This window comes from Shimia sp. R9_2 (assembly GCF_017743735.1).
In the GTDB taxonomy this organism is placed as follows: domain Bacteria; phylum Pseudomonadota; class Alphaproteobacteria; order Rhodobacterales; family Rhodobacteraceae; genus Shimia.
In genome coordinates, this window is record NZ_JAGHRO010000002.1 from 645539 (window position 1) to 669811 (window position 24273).

Below are 24273 nucleotides of genomic sequence, written 5' to 3' on the forward strand. Positions count from 1 at the left end.
ACGGCGGCCTTGGATGGGCCGGTCCTGCTTACATGTTCGGGTAGTTTGGCCCGTCGCCACCTTGCGGCGTGACCCAAGTGATGTTCTGGCTCGGGTCTTTGATGTCGCAGGTTTTGCAGTGCACGCAGTTCTGGAAGTTCACCACAAAGCGCGGATCTTTGCCCTCTTCCTCAACCACCTCATAAACGCCCGCAGGACAGTAGCGTTGAGCTGGCTCCGCAAACTTCGGCAGGTTCACAGACACCGGGGTGTCAGGATTGGTCAAACGCAGATGGCAAGGCTGGCTTTCTTCATGGTTCGTCATGGAGAAGCTCACGTTGGTCAAGCGGTCAAATGACAGCTTTCCATCCGGTTTCGGATAATCGATCGGCTTGTGCTTGCTGGCCTCTTCCGTGGCCTCCGCATCGTTTTTGCCATGCTTCACGGTGCCAAACAGTGAGAACCCAAGAGTGTTCGTCCACATGTCCAAACCGCCCAGCATCAAGGATGCGGTGAGGCCCCATTTGGACCAGATCGGCTTCACATTGCGAACCTTCTTCAGGTCCTGACCAATGGCACCCGTGCGCACTTCTTCTTCATATGCGCTCAGCTCGTCACCAGAACGCTCTGCCTTGATGGCTTCAAAGGCAGCTTCTGCCGCGGCTTTGCCGGACAGCATCGCATTGTGGTTGCCCTTGATGCGCGGCACGTTGACCATACCAACCGAACAGCCAAGCAACGCAACACCAGGCGCCACCATCTTCGGCATGGACTGATAACCACCCTCAGAGATCGCGCGTGCGCCGTAAGCAACCCGTTTACCGCCTTCAAGCAGCTTCGCCACCTTTGGGTGATGCTTGAAGCGCTGGAACTCCATGTATGGGAACAGGTGCGGGTTCTTGTAGTTCAAGTGCACCACGAAGCCCACATACACCTGATTGTTTTCAAGGTGATAGATGAAGGAACCACCGCCCGCATTGCTGCCCAGCGGCCAGCCCATGGTGTGGGTGACTTCACCTTCGTTGTGCTTCGCTGGGTCGATTTCCCAGATCTCTTTCATGCCAACGCCGAATTTCTGAGGCTCTTTGCCATCCTGCAGATTGTATTTGGCGATCACTTCCTTCGCGAGAGACCCACGCACACCTTCCGACAGGAAGACGTATTTGCCGTGCAGCTCCATGCCCGGCTCAGTGCCAGGACCATAAGAGCCGTCTTCTTCCAGACCGAAGACACCGGCTACAACGCCTTTGACTTCGCCATTGTCGCCATAGACCAGCTCTGAGCATGCCATACCTGGGAAGATCTCGACGCCCAGCTCTTCCGCCTGTTCCGCCATCCAGCGGCAGACGTTGCCCATGGAAACAATGTAGTTGCCGTGGTTGTTCATCAGCGGTGGCATCGGGAAGTTCGGAATACGAATTTCACCGGCTTCACCCAGCATGTAGAAGTTGTCTTCTTTCACCGGGGTGTTCAGCGGCGCGCCTTTTTCCTTCCAATCAGGGATCAGCGCGTTCAACCCGCAAGGGTCCAGAACAGCGCCGGAGAGGATATGCGCCCCGACTTCAGAGCCCTTTTCCAACACAACAACGTCAAGGTCCGCATCTAGCTGTTTCAGACGGATCGCTGCTGACAGACCCGCAGGGCCCGCGCCAACGATGACAACGTCATATTCCATGGCTTCGCGTTCGATTTCCGACATTGGCTTCCCCTTTCGGATCGCTGGGTAATTTTCTTTCGCATCTGCTAGCGTGTCTTTAATCGATCCGTCAATCGGAACCCAACGACATTTCGCCCCAATAGCGCGTTTTTGCGGCACGCTCGGATATTTCTTCTTGCAAAGGGTGCGCCACTTGCATTTGAAAGAGGCCTCAGTGCATTCTGCACCGCAACAGTTGAAACAGAACTGCCGCCCTGTGTTTAAGGCGGCCAAGGACCAACGGGACCGCACCCATGGAAAAAATACCAATGACTCGCGCCGGTCACTCGGCGCTCGAAGCGGAATTGAAGCAACTCAAAACGGTGGAACGCCCCGCGATCATCGAGGCAATCGCCTCTGCGCGCGAGCTTGGCGACCTGAAAGAGAACGCGGAATACCATTCAGCCCGTGAAAAGCAGGGTTTCATTGAAGGTCGTATCAAAGAGTTGGAAGGCGTGATTGGTCTCGCCGAGGTCATTGACCCCGCGACCCTCTCTGGCGCCATCAAATTTGGTGCAACCGTCACTCTGGTTGATGAAGACACAGACGAAGAGAAAACCTGGCAAATCGTGGGCGAGCACGAAGCCAATGTTGAAAAGGGCCTCCTCAATATCAAATCACCGATCGCACGCGCGCTGATTGGCAAAGAGGAAGGCGACAGCGTCGAAGTCCGCACCCCCGGCGGTGAGAAAAGCTACGAAGTCCTGAGTATCGCGTACAAGTAACCTGATGGCCACCACACGCACTGGCATGAAAGACGACACCGAATCCCAGTCAACACCGCTGGGAATTTACGACAAACCTCAGCAGCCCAAGATCACCGCAATCGAATGGATTGCGGTTGGTCTCAGTTTTATCTGGCTGCTTGGCGCCGTCATCTTCTTTCTGATCCTTCCGTCAAATCCAGTAGAACAAGCTGACGGCGTGGCGTTCTTGATGACGCTCTTTGCCGTGTTCATGCCAGTTGCGATGATCTGGGTGGCGGCCACCGCCGCCCGTTCCTCCCGCGTGATGCGCGAAGAAAGCGCACGCCTTCAGGCGGCAATAGATGCGATGCGCCGCACCTATGTGCTGCAAGCACAAGGCGCACAGGCCGCGCAGGGTGTTGAGCCTTCCGTCACCAAAAAGCTCGACGAGATCGCCGCCGCCACACGTAAGACTGAAACCGCGCTGGCAACGTTCTCAACCAGCCGGGACCGTGAGGACGGTATTCGCAAGGCACCGGCAACTGACGCACCTGCGGAAGATTTGACCGATCAGGGCACTTTGGCGCTTGGCACACCTGCTGAGGAGCTGTCCCCGCCTCTCGCCCGTGCGGACTTCATTCAGGCGCTCAATTTCCCTGAAAACGCAGAAGACGCCGAAGGCTTTGCCGCACTGCGCAAAGCATTGCGGGACCGGCAAGCCGCGCATCTTATTCAGGCGAGCCAAGATGTTCTCACCCTGTTGAGCCAAGACGGCATCTACATGGATGATCTGCGCCCTGATCTGGCGCGTCCCGAAATTTGGCGTCGCTTTGCCTCAGGCGAACGCGGCAAAGCCATCGCAGCATTGGGCGGAGTGCGTGATCGCAGCTCTTTGGCATTGGCGGCTGGCCGCATGAAACAAGATGCGATTTTCCGCGACGCTGCGCATCATTTCCTTCGCCGCTTTGACAAGAGCTTCGTTGAGTTTGAAGAGACCGCCACCGACGCGGATATCGCCGCACTATCTGACACGCGCACAGCCCGAGCCTTCATGCTTCTGGGGCGTGTTGCCGGCATATTTGACTAAGCAAAATAGGCGCCCAGTTGGCGCCTTTTTTACAGCCCAAAGGCCGCGTAGGGGTAGTAGGCGACAAGTGTGCCCTCATCGACCTGCATCGCCTCGTCAGGAAGTTCCACAAGCCCTTCTGCCCAGCTCAAACCGCTGATCCGGCCCGAACCTTCGGATTTGAACACCTCGGCCCGTCCAGCGACAAGTCGCGCACGCAGATACTCGCGACGACCGGCCTTCTTGTCCTTCTCGAACCCAGCAGGCACCCAAATCGGCTCGGCCGCTTTCCACCCCGCGCCAGCCAACGCACTCATGGCAGGTTTGGCAAAAATCAAAGTACACACCATTGCCGCCACCGGATTGCCAGGCAGCCCAAAAACCGGCGTTCCGTTCCACACGCCCAGCGCCAGCGGACGGCCCGGCTTGATTGCCAGACGCCACAGGGTCATGGCGCCGGTTTCATTCAGCAGCGCGGACATGTGATCTTCGTCCCCTGCAGAGGCGCCACCAGAAGTTAGGATCATGTCAGCCTGCTCTGCCGCCTGATCCAAGAAGCTTCTTAGAGCCTCGCGATCATCAGGGGCCCGCCCCATGTCCACCGGTGTGAAGCCAAACTGCGCGATCATGCCCAAAAGCATTGGCCGATTGGCATCAAATATCTGATCTTCCCGCGCCTCAGACCCGGCTTCCGCCAGTTCGTCACCTGTGGAGATCACAGCCACGCGCAAACGTGCATAAACACTCAAATCGGAGCAGCCGGTTGCCGCGATCAACGCCAGATCCGCAGGCGTCACTTGCCGCCCTTTGGACAAGATCACATCACCGCTTGCAACATCTTCTCCGGCCTTTCGGGTGTTCGCTCCTTTCTTGAGCGGCCCGTGAAAGGCAATCGCCTTGCCATCTGTGCTCACGTCTTCCTGCAGGATCACAGTGTCCACACCCTCAGGGAGCGTGGCTCCGGTGAGGATACGTACCGCATGTCCTTTGGGAACCGCCCCCTCGAAGGGTTCCCCAGCGGCGGACCGTCCCTCTGCGAGCGGCAGGCTTTGTGCGCCATCAACGATATCCGCATGATTGAGAGCGTAGCCATCAACCGCAGAATTGGGCTGCGGCGGATTGGAGCGTTGCGCGATAACATCCTGCGCCAGAATGCGCCCCAAACCTGCTGAAAGCGCCACCTGCTCGACCGGCACGCAAACATGCAGCCGCTCTTTCAACCGCTCTAAGGCGTCAGAAACCGGCGTCCAGTGGGTGTCCGCAGGCAAGGCAAAACAATCATTCTTCAGCGGTGGCGGCACCAGTTTGTTGTCTTGCACCATTACTCTGCTCTTTTGTGTAAACGGCTGATAAAGAGGCTATATTCCAAGGTCTGACAGAATGAAATCTGCGATCTTTTTGGTATCATCAAGGTCCATCACCGGCCGATCGCTTTCCAATGCTGTGTCCGAGGCAATGGCGCGCACGGTTGGATCTTCCGGCGCGATCAGCGCATTGCCCGTCACGGCCCTGTGAGCTTCTACCTTTGGGTGCTTGTCCCGCTTATAGCCCTCAATCAGGACCAGATCCACCGGAGCGAGCTTCTCCAGAAGCTCTGACAGCGACGGTTCATTTTCCTCTCGTAGCTCCCGCATCAAGGCCCAACGCGCGCGGCTGGCAAGCAAGACCTCGCTTGCCCCCGCCTCGCGGTGCCGATGGCTGTCTTTGCCCGGCTGGTCCACATCAAAACTGTGATGCGCGTGTTTGATCGTAGAGACGGTCAAACCTCGGCTGGTGATTTCCGTCACCAAGCGCTCCATCAATCCGGTTTTGCCAGAGTTTTTCCAACCGACAACGCCATAAACCTGCTTCACTTTGTGGGGTCTCCTGCCAACCGGCGCGCTTCTTGCAGATCGTCCGGGGTATTCACGTTAAAAAAGGGATCTACCCCGGTTTGGGCAAAGATGGCTTGACCTGCGTCATGTTTGTCCGTCCAAAGCACAACTTTTCTGAGCCCCTCTTGCAAAGCCGCCCTCAGATCATCCCGAAGCGCCACAGGCCAAAGGCCGAATGTGGGCTGTCGCCAGACTTTGCCGTCCGGTTCACGCGACGCAGAGAGTGCGAGCGTATGCTGTTTGTCTTCTGCGGCCAGCAACAAACGCGGCACCAGATCACACGGGAAAAACGGTGTGTCTGCAGCAGCGGTCACAATGGCATCCGCCCCCTGCTCTGCCGCCCAATCCAAGCCTGCGAGCACCCCGGCCAAAGGTCCGGGATAACCCTCGAGCGAATCCGGCAAGACAGGTAAACCAAGATCTTCAAACCGCGTAGCATCGCCATTTGCGTTCAGCGCCAATCCAGCAACCTGGGGCTCGAGCCGTTCGATAACATGCTCCAGAATGCTGCGTTGACCAAGCATCAGACGCCCCTTGTCGCCGCCGCCCATGCGCGTGGCCTGCCCTCCCGCAAGGATCACTCCGAGTGGTTGCTTCACGTTTTTGCTCCGCTCTTGCGCCCATGTTTGTGCGCTTCCTCAGGCACGCTGTTGGGGTCAACATCCCGCAGCAGGCGGTCTTCGCCGCTCAGGCAAACAAACCGCTGCCCGCGCATGCGTCCAATCAGCGTCAGCCCAACTTGTCGTGCAATTTCAACGCCCCAGGCGGTGAACCCGGATCGCGAGGCCAGCACCGGTATGCCCATCAAAGCGCATTTGATGACCATCTCAGAGGTCAGCCGGCCCGTGGTGTAGAGCACTTTGTCGGAAGCACTTGCTTGCTCTTGAAACATCCAACCTGCAATTTTATCAACCGCGTTGTGACGCCCGACATCTTCCATATAGACCAGCGGCTGGTCGCCCTGACAGAGCACCGTGCCATGGATGGCTCCGGCTTCCAGATAGAGCGAGGGCGTGCGGTTGATCTTATGCGTCAAGGCATAGAGATCGCTGGTCCGGATGGTGCTGTGCGGCAGAGACACATTCTCAAGCCCCTCCATCATATCACCAAACACAGTGCCCACTGCGCAACCTGATGTGCGGGTCTTTTTCTTCAGCTTCTCTTCGTGGTTCGTCTCGGTTGCGGTGCGGACAACAACAACTTCGAGCTCTTCATCATAGTCCACGCCGGTCACGTTATCGGTCGGCTTCAGCATCCCTTGATTGAGCAAAAAACCAAGCGCGAGATACTCCGGATAATCCCCAATTGTCATCGCGGTGACGATCTCTCGGCTGTTGAGATAAATCGTCAGTGGACGCTCCTCTACAACCGAAATCTCGGTGGGTTGACCAAATTGATCTGTGCCCACCACAGCGCGTGTCAGCCGTGGCGCCTTTGGGTCCGGCGCAATCAAATAGTCTGCCAAATCTGATGCTTCTGACATGCAACCTCCTCCACATCGCACTGAAACCTAATCAGCTTTCGCTGCCTTGACCACCACCAATCAAACACGTTTCAGCTATCCCCACGCATTGCATCCCCAACCGGACTTGGGTAGGCCTTGAGGGCTTTATTTTCTGAGCGAGTCTCATGACATCCTACTTTGATCGAACCGAGTTCCTGCGCGGTGTTCGCCATGGTCTGCCGTTTCTGCTGGTGGTGGGGCCGTTTGCCCTGCTCTTTGGCGTGGTCGCGACCGAGGCGGGCTTGCCGGTGGTGCAAACCCTTGCTTTTTCAGTGGTTGTGATCGCTGGTGCGGCGCAGTTTACTGCTCTTCAACTGATGGCGGAGAATGCGCCGACGGTTGTTGTGATCGCCTCTGCGCTGACGGTGAACCTGCGCATGGCGATGTATTCCGCATCGCTGACACCGCACTTTGGAGCTCTGCCTTTTTGGCGACGGGCATTTGTGGCTTATGGGTTGGTTGATCAGAGCTATGCCCTTGCAATCATTGAATTTGAGAAACGCTCCGAGATGTCGCTTGGGCAAAAATTCTCATATTTTCTGGGCTCCATCACGCCAGTTTTTCCCGCCTGGTATGCGGCTACCTTGGTTGGCGCGCTGGTGGGGCAGGCCATTCCGCCCTCCTTCGCGCTGGATTTTGCCGTGCCGATCACGTTTCTGGCGATGATCGGGCCGATGCTGCGCACGAAGGCCCATGTTCTGGCGGCTGTGGTCTCTGTCATCACGGCGCTGATATTTGCATTCCTGCCCTGGAACCTCGGGCTGATGGTGGCCGCTGCGGCGGGGATGATCACCGGTGCAGAAGTTGAACGCCAGACGGAAAAAGCGAGGGATTCCAAATGAATGAGGCCACGACCTGGATCATCATCATTTGCATGGGAATCGGCAGTTTCGGACTGCGCTATGTGTTTTTGGGTATCATTGGCAATCGGCAAATGCCCGAGTGGGTGCTGCGCCACCTGCGCTATACCGCTGTAGCGGTGTTGCCCGGTCTTGTGGCCCCGCTGGTGATCTGGCCAAGCGCCACAGGGGGGCAACCGGACCCGGCACGGATGGCCGCAGCAGCGGCGACGCTGGTCACCGGCTATGTCACCAAAAACATCCTTTGGGCGATCCTCGTCGGTGCGTTAACCCTTTTTGGCGGGCTCCAAACCCTCTGAAAATTTCACGTCTGTATCGCGTCGGTATCCCTACGGTATTGCGTCTGTGGCATTTCACGCACAGAACACCCGAAAAACCATGGTTAACGTGCGCAGATCAGTTGGTCGCAGCGCGCTCATATTCCGGCACAAAAGCCGCAAGAACCTTGGATTTGTCCGCGTCATCATACTCAAACAGGCGATCATAGCTCGCCCCTTTGGCCGCGAAATACTCACTCAGCTTGCGGGGGGAATAGGTGCGTGGCGCATCCTCAAACCCCGGCAGGCCTGCCAGCACCTGAGAGGTGGTCAAAGCGCATTGTGATTCCAGCACCGGTCCAAGGGACTGTGCCTTGCGCAACGCCAATTCCGCCACCTCCGGCTCAACGTCCAAAGTCTGCACCACCACGTGGAAGGTTTCGCGCGCATGGAAGCGGGTGTACTGGTCGACCAGATAGGGCGTCATGCCGTAGACAACGTCGTTCTTCGCGGTGATTCCTTCCGTGCGGAAAGACCCGGCTGGGTCAAAGGCCACCCGTTCGCTGGCGTTGATCAGAAGCGAGGTATGCGCACCTGATCCGTTGTCATTGGAAATCATTGTAAAGAGCGTGAGCTGCTTTGGCCCAGAATGGGCATAGCGGGCGGCGGCGACCTCCTGATCGGGCGCGTTGGTTTCAACCGGATTGCGCACGGTACACGCAGCAAGAGAAAGCGCCAGCAAAGCCAGCGCCATCATACGAATTGTCCTGATCATGTCGGGCACCTCTGTGGCCCTATCGGCCTTAGCTGTTGAAGAGAGCCAGGAAGATCAGAATGCCAATGCTTGCAGAAGCCACATACACAGAGGCTTTGATAAAGCCTGCAAAGGTTTTTTCCTGAACTTCGATATCCATCGAGCCGTGCTTGTGTTCTGCCATGGTCATTCCTCCTGTCGCTTATGTGCTTGGATAGCTGATTCAGGATCACCTGTCACCCTGCCTGCGCAGAGCAAGTCCCCAGAGAGGCGACACAAAATGCCGCACTGCCTGCGGGCCTATTTCTTAAGCCCTTCCGCCAGACGGAAACCAATGCGCGTGGGCGCCTCACCATCATCGCTGGGTTTGGGCAAAGCGCGCAGCATCACATTGAGCTGGCTGACGTGCTGGACAAGCTGGGTTTTGATGCCGCTTGAGTCGGTGCCGTAGAAGGTCACGATGTCGGGATCAAAATAGCCCATACCCTCGATCCGCAGCACACCGGCCTCCCCGCCGACAAAGCCCATGGCCACCTCATGGGTTTCATCCAGCTGCTTTTCAAAGTTCTGGATATAGAGGATCAGCCGTTCATAGGCCCATTCGGCAGCGCTCTTGGATTGCACAGGTTCCTTGGCGACCTTTTCGGGCACCTCGACCTCTGCCACCTCTGGATTGGAATGCACCTCACGGCGGCGCGGCAGAGCCGCAGCCTCGGCCGCCTCTGCTGTGGTCTTGATGTCTTCGCTCATAAAAGCTGCCCTATTTGATCCTCTGCCAGATGTAGGCGCCATCTTCGCGCTTTGTCCGGCTTATCTCTCCAATCTGGTAGAGATGGTTCAAATGAGCAAGGGCCTCCACCAAGGCGAGACCATAGGCCCCTTCATCAATGGTGCGCTTGAACAAAGGCGGGAAGCACTCGCCTGCGGTTTTCGGATCATCAAGATGATCTTTCAAACGGTCGAGCGCGCCATGGTGGTTGTCGATCAGCTGGCGCATGCGGGTCGGCGCGCCGGTGAAAGGCAGTTTGTGCCCACCAAGGATCAACTGATCCGCGCGCGCAAAGATGGCCAGCCGCTCACAGGCCTCCAGCCAATCGGCCACAGGATCCGCCTCAGGCTCGGTGGCGTAGACGCCGATGTTGGAGCTGATCGAGGGCAGTATCTGATCACCCGAGAGCACCAGATGGTCGTCGCGACTCCAGAAGGTGGCGTGCTCCGGTGCATGGCCGTTGCCGATATGCACATCCCAGTCGCGTCCGCCCATGCGGATCACGTCATCCTGTTTGATGCGCTTAAAGCCAAGTGGCATGGGCGCAACCATATCGGCAAAGTTGAAGGGGCGTTCGCTCGCGCGTTTCTGGAAGATCTCTTCATCCATGCCGCAAGCGCGGTAGAAATCGAGCGTTTCCTGACGGGGCACCGCCTGCTCATCAAGCTGCAGCATACGGGCAAACAGCCAAGCTGTGCGGGTTGTCCAGAGTTCCGCACCATGCTCAGATTGAAACCAGCCGGCAAGGCCAACGTGATCCGGGTGGTGGTGCGTCACGACAACCCGCCCGACTGGTTTTCCAGCGAGCGGGCCATCAAGAAGTTTTTGCCAAATGGCGCGGGACTTTCTGCTGTCAAAGCCGGTGTCTACCACCGTCCAGCTGTCGCCATCATCCAGCGCGTAGATGTTGACGTGGTCCAGCTTCATCGGCAGCGGCAAGCGCATCCAAAGAACCCCATCGGCCACCTCGATGGCCTCCCCCTCTGCAGGGGGCGTTTCCCATGGATAGCGGATGCCTGCCGCGCCGTCGTGCATCAGGCTGCGCCCAGTTCGTCAGGGCTCAGCGCGTAGAGGTCGCCAGCGCCTTCCATGGCGTGGGCCAGCACACCTGCGTGCTCTGGCAGCAGACGTTTGATGTAGAACTTGGCCAGCTTGGAGCGTGGGCCTTCGCCACCTTCAGCGATTGCTGCGCGCAGGTGATAGTAGCCACCCAGCACGCGGGCAAAGCCGCGCAGGAACGGCACGGAGCCGGCAAAGCGGTCGTTCAGATCGCCCTGCGCGACCATCCATTCGGTGGCTTCACGCAGGGTTTCGGTGGCCTGCCACAGAGGCTCTGCCAGGTCTGCCATGCTCTCACGCACTTTTTCCGCGCAATCTTCGATCTCATCGAGGATGGCGTAGGCGGCATCGCCACCGTCCATCAGCTTACGCGCCACGAGGTCCATCGCCTGAATGCCGTTGGTGCCTTCATAGATCGCGGTCACACGCACATCGCGATAGAACTGCGCTGCGCCGGTTTCTTCGATGAAGCCCATACCGCCGTGCACCTGCACACCGTCTTCAGAGACCTTCATGCCCACATCAGTGCCGAAGGCTTTGGCGATAGGGGTGAGGAAGGCCGCACGGGCTTTCCAATCTGCCGCGCCGGTGGCAGTCCCCATGTCGATCGCCACAGCACAGGCCATTTCGATGGCGCGGGCGGCGAAGATATCCGCCTTCATACCGGTCAGCATGCGGCGCACATCGGCGTGGTCCATGATGGTTCCGGTGCCGCCCTGAATTGGGCTGCGGCCTTGTGTGCGGTCCATAGCGTAGCCCAATGCGTGCTGGTAGGCGCCTTCGGCAACACCAACACCTTGGCCACCCACACCGAGACGGGCGTTGTTCATCATGGTGAACATGGCTTTCATGCCGCCGTGCTCTGGGCCGACCAACCAGCCTTTGGCACCGTCATACTGCATAACCGCGGTAGGGGAGCCGTGCAGACCCATTTTGTGCTCAAGACTGACCACCTTCAGCGTATTGGCCACGCCGGGCTCGCCGTTCTCATCTGGCAGGAACTTGGGCACGATGAAGAGGCTGATGCCTTTGGTGCCGGAGACGCCGTCAGGCAGACGGGCCAGAACCAGATGGCAGACGTTGTTTGTAAAATCGTTGTCGCCCCAGCTGATGTAGATCTTCTGCCCGGTGATCGCGTAGGAGCCGTCGCCGTTTGGTTCAGCTTTGGAGCGCAGCGCGCCCACGTCAGAGCCTGCGGCAGGCTCGGTTAGGTTCATGGTGCCGGACCATTCACCAGAGATCAGCTTGGGCAGGTAGGTGGCCTTGATTTCGTCAGAGGCGTGATGTTCCAGCGCTTCGATCTGGCCCTGTGTCATCAGCGGGTTGAGCTGCAAAGACAAACAGCCAGCCCCCATCATCTCGTTCACGGCGGTGGTGATAGAATGAGGCAAGCCCATGCCGCCGTACTCCGGATCGGCGCTGGTGGAGATCCAGCCGCCTTCTGCGATCTGCTTATAGGCGTCACCAAATCCGGGAGAGGTGCGCACAACACCGTTTTCCAGCACCGCGCCTTCAAGGTCACCGTTGCGCTGCAGTGGGGCCATGATCTCCTCGACCATCTTACCGGCTTCCACCAGAATGGCGTCGCGGGTGTCGTTGTCTGCATCTGCAAAACGCTCGGTTGCAGTGATCTGAGCAAAATCGACCACGTGGTCGAACAGAAATTGGAAATCTGTCACTGGGGCACGAAAGGGCATCTGTCTCTCCGGCAGGCTTGGCTTTGATGAGCGCCGCATGTATGCAGCTTTGAGCGCAAAGATAGTGTTAGCAAGGATCCTATCATAGCGGAACGCGACGTCACTGGAGAGCCCCATCTTGGACACCAAAACCCTCCCTGCTGATGCCTCCGGCTTTGCTGAGGCCGCGACCCTCCTTCGGGGTGGCGGTTTGGTCGCCTTCCCGACGGAAACCGTTTATGGACTGGGGGCTGACGCCCGTCAGGATCATGCGGTGGCCCGCATCTTTGAGGCCAAGGGACGGCCCCGTTTCAACCCGCTTATCGTGCATGTCGCAGATGTCGAAACCGCGAAACGCTACGTCATTTGGAGCGACCTTGCAGACCGCATCGCCTCCGCCTTCTGGCCCGGCCCGCTGACGCTGGTCTTGCCGCTGCGCCCGGATTCGGGCCTGTCCCCGCTTGTCACCGCAGAGCTGCCCACCCTTGCGATCCGCGTGCCCGCCCATCCGGTGGCCAAAGCGTTGCTGGCGCAGTTTGACGGGCCGGTGGCCGCCCCCTCGGCCAATCCCTCCGGCAAGATCAGCCCGACCGAAGCCGCCCATGTGCGCGCTGGCCTCACCGGCCGGATCGAAGCTGTGGTTGATGGCGGTGCCTGTGATGTGGGTGTGGAATCCACCATCCTTGGCCTGTCTGACACCCCCACCCTGCTGCGCCCCGGCGGGCTTCCGGTGGAGGCGTTGGAATCCGCAATTGGTGCGCCGGTGGCGGGGCGCGCCGAGAACGCGCCGCTGACCGCTCCGGGTCAGATGACCTCACACTACGCGCCCGGTGCCACGGTCCGCCTGAACGCCACCGAGATCAGTGCGGAGGAACGGCTGCTGGGCTTTGGCAAGGTTGACGGCGCAACCCTCAACCTCAGCCCTTCCGGGGATCTGACAGAGGCCGCCGCAAATCTGTTTCACCACTTGCACCAGCTGGATCAGGACGGAGACGCGCCCATCGCAGTATCCCCGATCCCTGAAACCGGACTTGGGCTGGCGATCAATGACCGGCTGAAGCGGGCGGCAGCTCCAAGAGATTAGCCCCTTCAAGCCTGCAAAGTTGTTTTGAAAAGGCTCCTGAGCTAGCTTTTCTCCCAATCGAGGTTTTGGGAGGAACCACATGTCGTCTGAGAATTTTGATCGCATCCTCAAGGATGCCGTTGCGGCGCAGGATGTGCCCTTTGTTGTGGCGATGAGCGCCAATGCCGATGGCGTCACCTACTCGGGAAGCTCAGGAGAGGCCGCCGCAGGCCGCCCCGCTTCCGAGGACACGGTGTTCCGGATTTTTTCTGCCACCAAAGCCATCGGTTCGGTGGCCGCGATGATCATGATCGACCGGGGCAAACTGTCGATGGACACCCCCGTGGCCGATATCCTGCCCGACTGGAACAAGCTGCAGGTGCTGGAGCGCTGGGACGGTGACACGCCTGTGATGCGTGCGCCCAAAACCACGGCCACCATCCGCCATCTGGCCACCCATCGCAGCGGACTGGAGTACGAATTCTGGAACCCCGATGTGGGCAGATATCTTGAGGCGACCGGACATCCCAGCGTGTTGAGCGGCACCAAAGCATCGCTCAACTATCCGCTGATGTATGACCCCGGCGACCGCTGGGGCTATGGCCCAAGCATCGACTGGCTGGGCCAAGTGGTTGAGGCGCTTGACGGGCGGCGCATTGACCAGTTCTGCCGTGAGGAGATCTTTGACCCGCTTAGCATGAACGACACCGCTTTTGAACCGGACGCCTTTGCAGATCGGCTGTCAGAAGTGCGGGCCCGCGGTGAGGACGGCAGTTTTGTGCCGTTTGACTTGGCCCCACCGCCTCAGCCGGAGGTCTATGGCATGGGGCATTGCCTCTATTCCACAGCGCCGGACTATATGAAGTTTCTCCGCATGCTGCTGAACAAAGGCGCGCTGAATGGACAGCGCATTCTGTCTGAAAGCGCCTTTGCCGAAATGCTGGAGGACCAGATGGAGGGCAAGACGTTTCAGAAGATGGTGACCATTGCACCACCTGTGACGGCAGATGTGGAACTGCCTGAAGGCACCACCCATAGTTTTGCGGCGGTGCGTTTTGAGGCCGAAGTTCCGGGGCGGCGCAAAGCCGGGTCACAAAGCTGGGCCGGGGTGTGCAACACGCATTATTGGGTGGATCCGGCGTCAGATGTGGCCGGTCTGGTGTTCACGCAATCCCTGCCGTTTGTGGAAGCGCCCTATCTGCGGACCTATGAGGCGTTTGAAACGGCGGTTTATGCGCAATAAAGGCGGTTGAGGCGGGGGGTGGCCTGCCTCACGCCCGACCGGCGGCGGCGGAGAGTGTCAGCGCATCAACACCGAGGCTTTTGAGGGCATTGGCCCATTTCTCACCGTCCGGATCGTCAAACACCAGATCCGGTGCCGCTTCGGCCACAAGCCAGCCGTTTTCGCCGATTTCGCGCTCGAGCTGCCCCGGCCCCCAACCGCTATAGCCGAGCATGGTCAGGGCCTTCTGTGGGCCGCGCCCTTCGGCCATATCCTCAAGCACATCCTGTGTGGTGGTCAGGGCAAAATCCGCGCCCACGCGCATGTGGCTGAGACCGGATTTATATTCCGGCGAATGCAGCACAAAACCGCGCCCGGTTTCCACGGGCCCGCCAAAATGCAGCGCAGAGGGCGCATCCGGTTGGTGGGTGGAAATCGAGAGTTGCTCAAACAGGTCGGTGAGTTTCAGCCCGTCGATGGATTTGTTGATGATCAACCCCATCGCGCCTTTTTCAGAATGCTCACACATCAGCACCACGGAATTGGCAAAGCGCGAGTCTTCCATCCCCGGCATGGCAATCAGAACCTGCCCGGTGAAATCGAGCTCGTCCATTTGGGTGGTGGTGCTGTTTTCTTCGCTGCTCAAGACGCCTCCTTCAACAGACGCGCTGTCTGTACATCCAACATGTGCGCCTGCCATCATAGACTCAAGTGGTAAGCGTTGTGTTTCAGTCTCACACGGGTTTCTCGCCCGATTGTGAGTTGGATTTCAGCCGATTCTGGCCCATCTAATGCTCATGTTCAAGACAACCGCACGTACCCTCACCGCGCTTTGCGCTTTGATTTCGCCTGCCGTGGCGCCTGCTATGGCGACGGCACAGTCCTTTGATCAAGTGGTTCAGGCCGAGGTTCTGCCCGGCTGGCGCAATGCGGATGGGACCCATATGGCGGGGCTGCGGATCACGCTGAATCCGGGGTGGAAGACCTATTGGCGTGCGCCCGGGGATGCGGGCATTCCGCCGCGGATTTCCTGGCAGGGCTCGCACAATGCGCGCGATATTGCGGTGAGCTGGCCGACGCCGGATGTGTTTTATGAAAACGGCATGCGCTCCATCGGGTATTCCGAAGAGCTGGTTCTGCCGGTGAAGATCGACCCGAAGAAATCAGACAAGCCTGTGCGGCTGAAGGCCGTGCTCGATATTGGCGTTTGTCGCGACATCTGTGTGCCGCAGCGGCTGCATCTTGATGGCGAGCTGGCGGCCCCCGGCACGCGGGACGCGCGGATTGTGGCCTCCATCGTGGATCAGCCGCTCTCGGCAGATGAGGCCGGTGTCTATAAGGTCACCTGCATCCTTGCGCCAACAAACGGCGGTGTGAAGCTTCAGGCCAAGATCAAGATGCCCCGTGCCGGTGGCGCAGAGGTCGCGGTGATTGAGACCGCCAATCCTGAGATCTGGGTTGCGGAAGGCACCACAACGCGCAGCGGTGACACGCTGATTGCGGAGACCGAGATGGTGCATGTCTCTGATGCGTCGTTCCTGATCAACCGCTCCGATCTGCGCTTCACCGTGTTGAGTGACGGCGATGCGGTCGATATTCACGGCTGCACAGGGTAATCAAGGCAAACAGAGTAACTGGCGCGAGGCGGCGAAAGCCTAGGCCGACGCTCCGGACCGGCGGGCGCGATACAGCATCCAGCCCGCCGCCGCGCCATAGCCCAGCACGCAGACCAGCCCGGCCCCCAGTATGAACACCAAGAGTGCCATGATCGGCGTGGTCACACCTGCCAACGCGGGCACGATCTGACCCAGCAACGGGTGCATCTGTCCCTGCAACACCATCCAGCCCATGGTCATCACCAGCCAGCCGGTCAGCACGGCCCCGCTCAGTAGCAGCGCGCCTTGCAACCGGCGCGCACGTCGCGCGCGGCCAAAGGCTTGCACCTGACGGGCGAAATCTGTCTGGATCGCCATCAGCGCAGGCACCACGATCAGCACCAGCAACATGCCAAAGCCAAGGCCATAGACCAGCGTGATCACCGTGGGCTTGAGGAACTGCGCCTGCGCACTGCGCTCAAACAGCAGCGGGGCGAGGCCCAGAACCGTGGTGGCGGTGGTTAGGAACACCGGTCGCAGGCGGTCTGCCGCGCCGTCGATGATGGAGGGGATCACGCCGCGGTCTTTGGCGTGTTCGTCAATTGTGGTGACCAGCACGATGCTGTCGTTGATGATGATCCCGGTCATGCCCAGCAGACCCACAACGGTGAACATGCTGAGCGGCACATCATGCAGGTTGTGGCCAAAAATCGTGCCAACGAGGCCGAAGGGGATGATCGCCATCACCACCATGGGCCGGGTCCAGCTTGAGAACACCCATGCCAGCACAAGGTAGATCCCACTGAGACACAGGATAAGCCCTGTGCGCGCATCGTTGAGGAATTCATCCTCCTGTTCGGCCAACCCCGCGAGACGCCATTCGACTTGTTTCTCGCTGGCAATGGTGGGCAGGACATCCTCGCGCAACTGCTGCAAAATGGCCTCGGCGCGGGCCGGATCATCCTCAGAGATGTCGCCGGTGACATTGATCAACCGCACGCCGTTTTCGCGCCGCACAGTGCTGAAGCCGGTGCGGCTTTGCACGGTCACCACATCTGCGAGCGGCACATAGGCTCCGGCGGGTGTGCGCATCAGGCTGCCTTCGAGGAAATCAGCGGTCAGCTCGCCTTCGGGCAGCTCCACGCGGATGGCGGCACTGCGCGGACCATCCGGGAAGGTGGTGGCCTCAAGCCCGTTGAGCCGGTGACGCAGCTCGCGACCCAGCGCGTCAATGGAGAAGCCCAGCGCGCGGCCCTGCGGCGTGAGATCAAGGATCAGTTCCTGTTTGTCGTAGTTCAGGTTGTCCTCAACGGCGGAAACCTCAGGGAACTCCTCCAACGCGGTTTTGAGCGCCTCACTGGCCGCTTTCAGGGTTGGGCTGTCAGAGCCGTAGAACTCCACATCCAGCGCGTCGCCGCCGGGTCCGGAACGCCAGCCGCGGAAGCTGATCTGATCCACCAGCGGATGGCGCGCAACGCTGTCTTGCAGGGCACCCACAAAGGCGAAGCTGGAATAGGGGCGCAGGTCCGCGTCAATCAGCTCAATGGCGATGCTGCCCAACAGATCCGGATCAAGGCTTTCAGAGCCGGGCAGCGCCCGTCCGCTGTTGCCGCCGATCACAGCAATCACATAGTCCAGCGGATTTTCACCGTAGCGCTCTTCAAATTCCTTACCCAGCTCCTCGGTGGCGCGCTGCATCTCTTTCATCATGGCGAGGCTGTCTGCGCGGGTGGCGCTGGGCAGCATGGAGAAGTTGCCCGTGACCGAGCCGCGTTCCGGCGCATTGAAGAAGCGCCATTTTACATCCCCGTTGATAAAGAGTGCGGCTTGCGACGCGAGCGCCACGACCGCCACGGCGAGCACCGGATAGCGCGCCCAGATCACCAAGCGCATGAAGGGGCGGAACATGTTTTCACGCACCCAGCGGAAACCCTGATTCACCACGCGGCTTGGCACGTCATACCAATGCTCTTTGGCGGAGTGTTTGATGGCATGTGACATGTGGTGGGGCAGGATCAGGAAGCATTCCACCAGCGAGGCGATCAATACCACGATCACCGTGAAGGGGATATCGGCGATCAGATCGCCAAACCGCCCGCTGATCACGGTAAGACCAAAAAAGGCAATCACGGTGGTCAGGGTTGAGGAAAACACCGGCATGGCCATCCGGCGCGCGGCGTTCTCAGCCGCAACGGGGGCTGGCTCCCCCAAACGGCGCGCGCGGGCATCGGCATGTTCGCCCACAACGATGGCATCATCCACCACGATACCAAGCGTGATGATCAGGCCAAAGAGCGAGATCATATTGATGGTCAGCCCGCCCACATACATGAGCGCTACAGCAGCAAACATCGCAGTGGGAATACCAGCGGCCACCCAAAAGGCCGTGCGGGTGTTCAGGAACAAAAACAGCAGGATCAGCACCAGCGAGAGACCGGCGATGCCATTGTCCAACAGCAGGTTCAGACGGCCGGTGATCGCCTCAGAGCGGGTGCGTATCAGCTCGATAGACACGCCTTCAGGCAGGGTGGCGCGCATCTCTGCCACCACGTCTTCGACCTGTCGCTGGATGCCGATGGCATCGCCTGCCTCTGAACGGTCGACCCGCACCGCCATGGCCGGATCTTCGCCCACAAAGTAGGAACGGTTGCGATCCACACCCTCAAGGCGGATGGAGGCGACATCTTCCACTGTCAGCTTTGTGCCATCAGGATTGGAGCGCAGAACGATACCGGCAATCTCATCTGGTGCGCGTTTCTCGATGCCGGTGCGCACACGCGCCACAGCGCCGGTGACGTCTCCCGCGGGGTCAGCGTTGACCTCTTGTGCAATCGCATCGGCAATCTCTGCTATGGCGATATCGTGGGTGATCAGATCAACCGAGGACACCTCAACGATGGTTTGTCGCTCAGCCAAGCCACGTATGGTCGTGCGGGTCACGCCCTCGGTGTAGAGCCGCGCCACAAGCTCATCGGCAAAGCGCGCAAGTTGGTCCACGTCAACGGGGCCGGTGATCACAACATCGGTCACGCGGTCGCGCCAAGCGCCGCGTCGCACCACCGGATCATCGGCTTCTTCCGGCAAAGTGGTCACGGCATCCACCGCCACCTGCACGTCATCCGTGGCCCGCGCCATATCCCAGCCGGGTTCGAAATCCATGGTGATGCGGGCGGAGCCTTCGGTTGAGCGGGACTCGGTCGACTCGACGCCCTCGACGGCCAGCAAGGCAGGCTCCATCACCTGCACAATCGCCGCATCAACATCCTCGGCGCCGGCGCCCTCCCATGTGATGTTGACGGTGACATTGTCGACCACCACATCCGGGAAGAACTGCGCCCGCATGCGGGGCATGGCCGCGATGCCGGCGATGATCAGAACCACCAGCAGCAAATTGGCAGCTGTGCGGTGGCGGGTGAAGTAGCTCAGCAATCCGCCCGCGCGGGCTCCGATCTCACGCATGGGTTAACCTCCCATCCGGCGGCGCAGGCGCTCAACCATCTGGGCGGGCACCTCCGGTTTGGCCAGCGCCTCAAGGATGCGTTTCTTGGCATCACTTGGCATCCGGCCATTGGCTTCGACCGCGGCCACAAAGCGCTGGCGCTCCTCGTCACTGAGCGCCACCATTTCGGGTGCTTCGATCTGGGAGCTGTCACCGCTCAGCGGTTTTACGGCGATCCCCTCCCCTAGGAGCGGGGTGCGTCGGGTCACCACGTTCTGGCCTGCGAGACCACGGGCGCGCACAAGCACATCATCGCCCTGTCGGCGGATCAGGTTCACTTTCATGGCCTGAAGGCGATCCCCCTCGCCCACCACAAGCACATCGTTGGCAGCACTCAGCGCGGTGGCGGGCAGGCGCACCACATTTTCGAGTTCCGGCTCTTTCACGCGCACGGTGACAAAATCGCCGGGCTTCAAGCCGCGCGCGCTGTCAAGCCGCGCATAGAGCACTCGGCCGGTTTGTCCCTCCCCCACGGCCGCCGCATCGCGGGTGATCACGCCGGTGGTGGAGAGGTCGGTGTTGAGCGCATCCAGCGAGACCCGCACCTCGGCCTGATGCAGCTGATCGGTGGCGTCGAGCAGCCGCGCATATTGGGTGGTGGAGACCCGGAACGCGACTTCCAGCGCGTTTGCGTCAATCAAAGTGGCCAGCCGTTCATTCATTGAGACCAGCCCGCCCTGCACAATGGTCACCTCTGACAGGGTGCCGCTGAAATCTGCGCGGATCACCGTGTCATCGAGATCTTTCTGGGCCTCGGCCAAAAGAATGGAAGTGCGCTCAAACCGGGTTTTGGCCTGATCCACACGCGCCTCTGCCTGCGCCACAGCACGGCGGTTGGACAGCACAGCCTGCTGCGCCGAAGCCTGCGCGAGCCCTGCGGTTTCCACCGCAGCAGCGGTGCCCACGCCGCGCTCCTGCAGATCCACCTGACGGTCATAAGCTGTCTGGCGCAACGCGTATTGCGCCTCGGCCGCGCTCAGCTCATCCCGTGCGAGCGCCAAAGTGCGATCCGCATCGCGCCGCTCGGCCTCTGCATCCAGTACATCATTGGCCACACGATCGAGCGCATAGCGTGCTTTGGTGGGGTCGACCTGAACCAGCATTTCACCAGCCGTGACCCGCGCGCCATCTTCAAAGTTTTCAGAGAGATGCACGACGGTTCCGGCGGCAGCAGCGCGCACTTCGAGCGAGCGGCGGCTCTGCACCTCGCCAAAGGCGACAAGCTCCGGCGTTTCCGCCCCCGGCTCGGCGCGTTTGACGTTGACCGTAAAGATACGCTCACGCGCCGGTGGGCCTTTGGCATCCTGAGAGAGCCGCTCTTCGACCGCGCCGCGCACCAGATGGCCCGCGTAGAGCAAAAATCCAGCGGTCACCGAGAGCAGAAAAAGCCCGGTCAAACTTTGCCGCAAAAATCTCATATGCTGCGCCTCCGTGCGTGGCTTAACCCCATGATGCGCCTGATCCGGGAAGATTCCAAGACGACGCATGGTTGATACGGACGCCCGTCAGGTTTCCGTCACTTTAATTTACGCTTTGCCGATAAATGTGATGGGCCGTGAAGGCGCGCACTCACTTGCGGCGCTGATGCTCATCCAGACGCGGCATGATTTCGACGAAATTGCAGGGGCGGTGCCGGTAGTCAAGCTGATAGGCGAGGATCTCATCCCAGGCGTCTTTGCAGGCCCCGGGGCTGCCGGGCAACGCAAAGAGATAGGTGCCCTGCGCAACGCCGCCGGTGGCGCGGCTCTGCACGGCGCTGGTGCCGATCTTTTGCATGGAGACCATGGTGAACACCGTGCCGAAGGCATCAATTTCCTTCTCATAGACATCGCGGTGCGCCTCCACCGTGACATCGCGCCCGGTGAGACCGGTGCCGCCGGTGGAAATCACCACATCAATCGCTTCGTCTGCGCACCATGCGCGCAGCTGAACGGCGATCTCGGCCCGTTCGTCGCGGATGATCTTGCGATCGGCGAGCACATGTCCTGCCGCCTCAAGCCGCCCGACCAGCACATCGCCGGAGCGGTCTTCTTCAAGGGCGCGGGTGTCGCTTACGGTCAGCACGGCAATGCGCACGGGAATGAAGTCTTTGCTTTCGTCAATGCGGCCCATGAGCGGCTCCTAGTTTTGCGGGGTGACGTCCAGCCATGTGCCGGTGGGGCCAAGGTTCATGACGCGGGTGTCGCCGACCATGGCGCTTTTTCCCCAGCAATCGTGAATATGGCCGCAGACCACCAGCGGCGGTGCGATGCGTTTGATGGTGTCAAGGACAGCGGTGGAGCCAAGCGACATGCCATTTGAGGCAACATCCACCACGCCTTTGGGTGGGGAATGGCTGATCAGAATGTCGGCGGCCTCACATTTGGCGAGCATCCCCGCCGCAGTGGCTTCATCAAGATCACAGGACCAGTCGGTGAAAGGCGTGACCGGCACGGCGTAGCCCAGACCAAAAAGCTTAAGCCCCTCACACTCATAGGCCTCACCATGCAAGACAATGGCATTGGCCGGTGCGGCGGCGCGCAGCTCAGCTTCGCTTTCATTGTTGCCCGGCACCATCACCATGGGGACCGAGATGCCCTTGATCAGCGCAAGAGCGCCTTCCAGATCCTGTCGGTGGTTGGTGAAGTCGCCAGCGGCGATTACCAGATCGGCCTCCTGACTGGCTTCAACCAAGCGGTCGGCCTGCACCCGCGACCGATGCAAATCGGAGAAGGCAAGTATTCTCACGACATATCCTCCAGCTTGGCCTTCAGGCTCAAGAGATCTGCCCAGGCCTCGCGTTTGGCGTGGGGCTGGCGCAGCAGATAGGCGGGGTGGAACATCGGCATGACCGGCTTGTTAAAAGCCTCCTGCCAGTTGCCGCGCAGGCGGGTGATGCCGCGTCGGCCCAGCACCGCCGCACAGGAGATGTTGCCCATCAGCACAATGACCTCAGGCGCAACGATCTCCACATGGCGCTCCAGAAACGGGCGCAGCATAGCGATTTCTTCGGGTTTAGGGTCGCGGTTTTGCGGCGGGCGCCACGGCAGCACGTTGGTGATGTAAACCGCATCTTTGGACAAAGGCACGTCCCGTCCCATGTCGATGGCGGCGAGCATACGGTCAAGCAGCTGACCGGCGCGGCCCACAAAGGGTTTGCCTTCGCGGTCTTCATCCCGTCCCGGCGCTTCGCCGATGATCATCACCCGCGCGGCGGGATTGCCATCGGAAAACACCAGATTGCGCGCGCCGCGTTTTAACTGGCAATGCTCAAAGGCGGCCATGGCGGCCTGCAGCTCTTCCAAGCTTTTTGAGGCTTTGGCCGCAACCTGCGCCTCGGCAACCGGATCAATCTGTGGCACGGGCTGAAGCGGCATCGGCTGCGCAGGCTGCCCGGTCTTTTTCTTCGCTTTGGGCGCTTCTTTGGGGGCCTCGTAGCGGTTGAACGGCGCATCCAGAATCGCCTCTGTGGCCCCCAGTTCCACCTGCCATTCCAGCAGGGCACGCGCCGTGTGATAATCCAGTGCGGAGGGGTCCAAAGTCGATTCCATGGCCACAGACTATCCCTATGGCCGACCAGACAAAAGGGCGCATCACACCGCATGCTTGCCCCGCCCCCCCGGGCTACCTATAAGCGGGCCAATATCGGCATAAGGAGCAGACCATGCGCTTTGACCACAAGCACCTTCTGGGGATCGAGCCATTGCGGCCCGAGGAAATCACCACCGTGCTGGATCTGGCCGATCAATATGTCGATCTGAACCGCCGCGCCCACAAGCATTCCGATGCGCTCAAAGGCCTCACACAGGTCAATATGTTCTTTGAGAACTCCACCCGTACGCAGGCGAGCTTTGAGCTGGCAGGCAAACGGCTGGGCGCGGATGTGATGAATATGGCAATGCAGGCGAGCTCGATCAAAAAGGGCGAAACCCTGATCGACACGGCCATGACACTCAACGCCATGCACCCCGATCTGCTAGTGGTGCGCCATCCGCATTCCGGTGCGGTGGACCTGCTGGCGCAGAAAGTGAACTGCGCGGTGCTGAACGCCGGGGACGGCAAACATGAACACCCCACGCAGGCGCTTTTGGATGCGCTGACCATCCGCCGCGCCAAAGGCCGTCTGCACCGGCTCAACATTGCGATTTGCGGGGATGTGGCACATTCGCGCGTCGCGCGCTCCAACCTGATCCTGCTGGGGAAGATGGAGAACCGCGTGCGCCTGATCGGGCCGCCCACATTGGTGCCGGGCAACTTCGCCGAGTTTGGTGCCGAAATCTATGAGGACATGGAAGAAGGCCTCAAGGATGTGGACGTGGTGATGATGCTGCGCCTTCAGAAAGAGCGCATGGACGGCGGCTTTATCCCTTCCGAGCGCGAATATTATCACCGCTACGGGCTGGACGCAGCGAAGCTGGCGCACGCCAAAGACGATGCCATTGTGATGCACCCCGGCCCGATGAACCGGGGCGTGGAAATTGACGGCGAGATCGCCGATGACATCAACCGCTCTGTCATTCAGGAGCAGGTGGAGATGGGCGTGGCGGTGCGCATGGCGGCGATGGATCTGCTTGCACGCAACCTGCGGGCCAATCAGCCTGCAGAAGCGGAGGTTTAAGCGCATGGAAGATCCCAAAGATCCGCGTATGTCCGGCCGCGTCGCCATGGTGGCGCTTCTGGTGATGTTTGCCTTTGTCGGCCTCATGATCTGGATCGGAGGTTAAGCGCGGTGCGG

The 24273-nt window shown here is 59.9% G+C and carries 24 protein-coding genes; 8 read left to right on the plus strand and 16 right to left on the minus strand.

What is annotated here, in order from left to right; translation table 11 throughout:
• Positions 1 to 28: 28 nt before the first annotated feature.
• Entirely contained in the window at positions 29 to 1678 is a 1650-nt protein-coding gene (locus J7400_RS07645; RefSeq protein WP_209061559.1) for an electron transfer flavoprotein-ubiquinone oxidoreductase, read from the minus strand.
• 251 nt (positions 1679 to 1929) lie between these two features.
• On the opposite strand from J7400_RS07645, the gene greA reads away from it, so the two are divergent.
• Together greA and J7400_RS07655 are read left to right on the plus strand one after the other, a co-directional pair.
• Positions 1930 to 2400: a transcription elongation factor GreA gene (gene greA / locus J7400_RS07650; RefSeq protein WP_209061561.1), complete on the plus strand. Its 471-nt coding sequence runs from the start codon at positions 1930 to 1932 to the stop codon at positions 2398 to 2400.
• Between the two features lie 25 nt (positions 2401 to 2425).
• Entirely contained in the window at positions 2426 to 3448 is a 1023-nt protein-coding gene (locus tag J7400_RS07655) for a hypothetical protein (RefSeq protein WP_209062063.1), read from the plus strand.
• A gap of 29 nt (positions 3449 to 3477) precedes the next feature.
• Here J7400_RS07655 and glp read toward each other — a convergent pair whose 3' ends face one another.
• From glp to fdhD, 4 genes are read right to left on the minus strand one after another with little or no spacing between them, the layout of a single operon-like run.
• Positions 3478 to 4749, minus strand: coding sequence for a gephyrin-like molybdotransferase Glp (glp, locus tag J7400_RS07660; protein ID WP_209061563.1), 1272 nt, complete (start codon positions 4747 to 4749; stop codon positions 3478 to 3480).
• Between the two features lie 36 nt (positions 4750 to 4785).
• Positions 4786 to 5280 carry a molybdopterin-guanine dinucleotide biosynthesis protein B gene (gene mobB / locus J7400_RS07665; RefSeq protein WP_348540136.1) on the minus strand — a complete coding sequence of 165 codons (495 nt, stop codon included), beginning with the start codon at positions 5278 to 5280 and terminating at the stop codon, positions 4786 to 4788.
• Positions 5277 to 5900 (minus strand): molybdenum cofactor guanylyltransferase MobA, encoded by a 624-nt coding sequence (gene mobA, locus J7400_RS07670; RefSeq protein WP_209061565.1) that lies wholly within the window; start codon positions 5898 to 5900, stop codon positions 5277 to 5279. The genes mobB and mobA overlap by 4 nt, the downstream gene beginning before the upstream one ends.
• The gene (gene fdhD, locus J7400_RS07675; RefSeq protein WP_209061567.1) at positions 5897 to 6784 is read right to left on the minus strand and encodes a formate dehydrogenase accessory sulfurtransferase FdhD; all 888 of its coding nucleotides are present in this window, start codon (positions 6782 to 6784) and stop codon (positions 5897 to 5899) included. Before fdhD ends, mobA begins: the two co-directional genes overlap by 4 nt.
• Before the next feature lie 146 nt (positions 6785 to 6930).
• Here fdhD and J7400_RS07680 point away from each other — a divergent pair, with 146 nt between their 5' ends.
• Positions 6931 to 7647, plus strand: a complete 717-nt coding sequence (locus J7400_RS07680; RefSeq protein ID WP_209061569.1) for an AzlC family ABC transporter permease — start codon at positions 6931 to 6933, stop codon at positions 7645 to 7647.
• Complete coding sequence (locus J7400_RS07685) at positions 7644 to 7964, plus strand: AzlD domain-containing protein (RefSeq protein ID WP_209061571.1); 321 nt, start codon at positions 7644 to 7646, stop codon at positions 7962 to 7964. Before J7400_RS07680 ends, J7400_RS07685 begins: the two co-directional genes overlap by 4 nt.
• 97 nt (positions 7965 to 8061) lie before the next feature.
• On the opposite strand, the gene J7400_RS07690 is transcribed toward J7400_RS07685, so the two are convergent.
• The 5 genes from J7400_RS07690 to J7400_RS07710 all read right to left on the minus strand — a co-directional run bounded on the left by J7400_RS07690 (position 8062) and on the right by J7400_RS07710 (position 12201).
• Positions 8062 to 8697, minus strand: a complete 636-nt coding sequence (locus J7400_RS07690; protein ID WP_247738663.1) for a hypothetical protein — start codon at positions 8695 to 8697, stop codon at positions 8062 to 8064.
• A gap of 28 nt (positions 8698 to 8725) precedes the next feature.
• Positions 8726 to 8860, minus strand: a complete 135-nt coding sequence (locus tag J7400_RS07695; protein WP_209061573.1) for an aa3-type cytochrome c oxidase subunit IV — start codon at positions 8858 to 8860, stop codon at positions 8726 to 8728.
• Positions 8861 to 8976: 116 nt separating this feature from the next.
• A complete protein-coding gene (locus tag J7400_RS07700; protein WP_209061575.1) occupies positions 8977 to 9426 on the minus strand; it encodes a DUF6173 family protein in 450 nt (149 codons plus the stop codon).
• A gap of 10 nt (positions 9427 to 9436) precedes the next feature.
• A complete protein-coding gene (locus J7400_RS07705) occupies positions 9437 to 10480 on the minus strand; it encodes an MBL fold metallo-hydrolase (RefSeq protein WP_209061576.1) in 1044 nt (347 codons plus the stop codon).
• Positions 10480 to 12201: an acyl-CoA dehydrogenase gene (locus J7400_RS07710; RefSeq protein WP_209061578.1), complete on the minus strand. Its 1722-nt coding sequence runs from the start codon at positions 12199 to 12201 to the stop codon at positions 10480 to 10482. Before J7400_RS07710 ends, J7400_RS07705 begins: the two co-directional genes overlap by 1 nt.
• Positions 12202 to 12319: 118 nt before the next feature.
• On the opposite strand from J7400_RS07710, the gene J7400_RS07715 reads away from it, so the two are divergent.
• Positions 12320 to 13264 (plus strand): L-threonylcarbamoyladenylate synthase, encoded by a 945-nt coding sequence (locus J7400_RS07715; RefSeq protein WP_209061588.1) that lies wholly within the window; start codon positions 12320 to 12322, stop codon positions 13262 to 13264.
• 79 nt (positions 13265 to 13343) lie between these two features.
• Positions 13344 to 14486, plus strand: a complete 1143-nt coding sequence (locus tag J7400_RS07720) for a serine hydrolase domain-containing protein (protein WP_209061590.1) — start codon at positions 13344 to 13346, stop codon at positions 14484 to 14486.
• A gap of 28 nt (positions 14487 to 14514) precedes the next feature.
• On the opposite strand, the gene J7400_RS07725 is transcribed toward J7400_RS07720, so the two are convergent.
• On the minus strand, positions 14515 to 15078 hold the full coding sequence (locus J7400_RS07725) for a YqgE/AlgH family protein (RefSeq protein WP_209062069.1): 564 nt from the start codon (positions 15076 to 15078) through the stop codon (positions 14515 to 14517).
• 184 nt (positions 15079 to 15262) lie between these two features.
• Between J7400_RS07725 and J7400_RS07730 the strand changes: the two genes are divergently transcribed.
• Entirely contained in the window at positions 15263 to 16081 is an 819-nt protein-coding gene (locus tag J7400_RS07730) for a protein-disulfide reductase DsbD domain-containing protein (protein ID WP_247738664.1), read from the plus strand.
• Positions 16082 to 16120: 39 nt separating this feature from the next.
• On the opposite strand, the gene J7400_RS07735 is transcribed toward J7400_RS07730, so the two are convergent.
• From J7400_RS07735 to J7400_RS07755, 5 genes are all read right to left on the minus strand, one after another.
• Positions 16121 to 19519: an efflux RND transporter permease subunit gene (locus tag J7400_RS07735; protein ID WP_209061594.1), complete on the minus strand. Its 3399-nt coding sequence runs from the start codon at positions 19517 to 19519 to the stop codon at positions 16121 to 16123.
• A gap of 3 nt (positions 19520 to 19522) precedes the next feature.
• On the minus strand, positions 19523 to 20977 hold the full coding sequence (locus tag J7400_RS07740; RefSeq protein ID WP_209061596.1) for an HlyD family efflux transporter periplasmic adaptor subunit: 1455 nt from the start codon (positions 20975 to 20977) through the stop codon (positions 19523 to 19525).
• A gap of 151 nt (positions 20978 to 21128) precedes the next feature.
• Complete coding sequence (moaB, locus tag J7400_RS07745; protein ID WP_209061598.1) at positions 21129 to 21671, minus strand: molybdenum cofactor biosynthesis protein B; 543 nt, start codon at positions 21669 to 21671, stop codon at positions 21129 to 21131.
• Positions 21672 to 21680: 9 nt separating this feature from the next.
• Complete coding sequence (locus J7400_RS07750; RefSeq protein ID WP_209061607.1) at positions 21681 to 22286, minus strand: metallophosphoesterase; 606 nt, start codon at positions 22284 to 22286, stop codon at positions 21681 to 21683.
• The gene (locus tag J7400_RS07755; protein ID WP_209061614.1) at positions 22283 to 23089 is read right to left on the minus strand and encodes a uracil-DNA glycosylase; all 807 of its coding nucleotides are present in this window, start codon (positions 23087 to 23089) and stop codon (positions 22283 to 22285) included. The genes J7400_RS07750 and J7400_RS07755 overlap by 4 nt, the downstream gene beginning before the upstream one ends.
• A 113-nt stretch (positions 23090 to 23202) precedes the next feature.
• Here J7400_RS07755 and J7400_RS07760 point away from each other — a divergent pair, with 113 nt between their 5' ends.
• Positions 23203 to 24156 (plus strand): aspartate carbamoyltransferase catalytic subunit, encoded by a 954-nt coding sequence (locus J7400_RS07760; protein ID WP_209061617.1) that lies wholly within the window; start codon positions 23203 to 23205, stop codon positions 24154 to 24156.
• Positions 24157 to 24273: the final 117 nt, after the last annotated feature.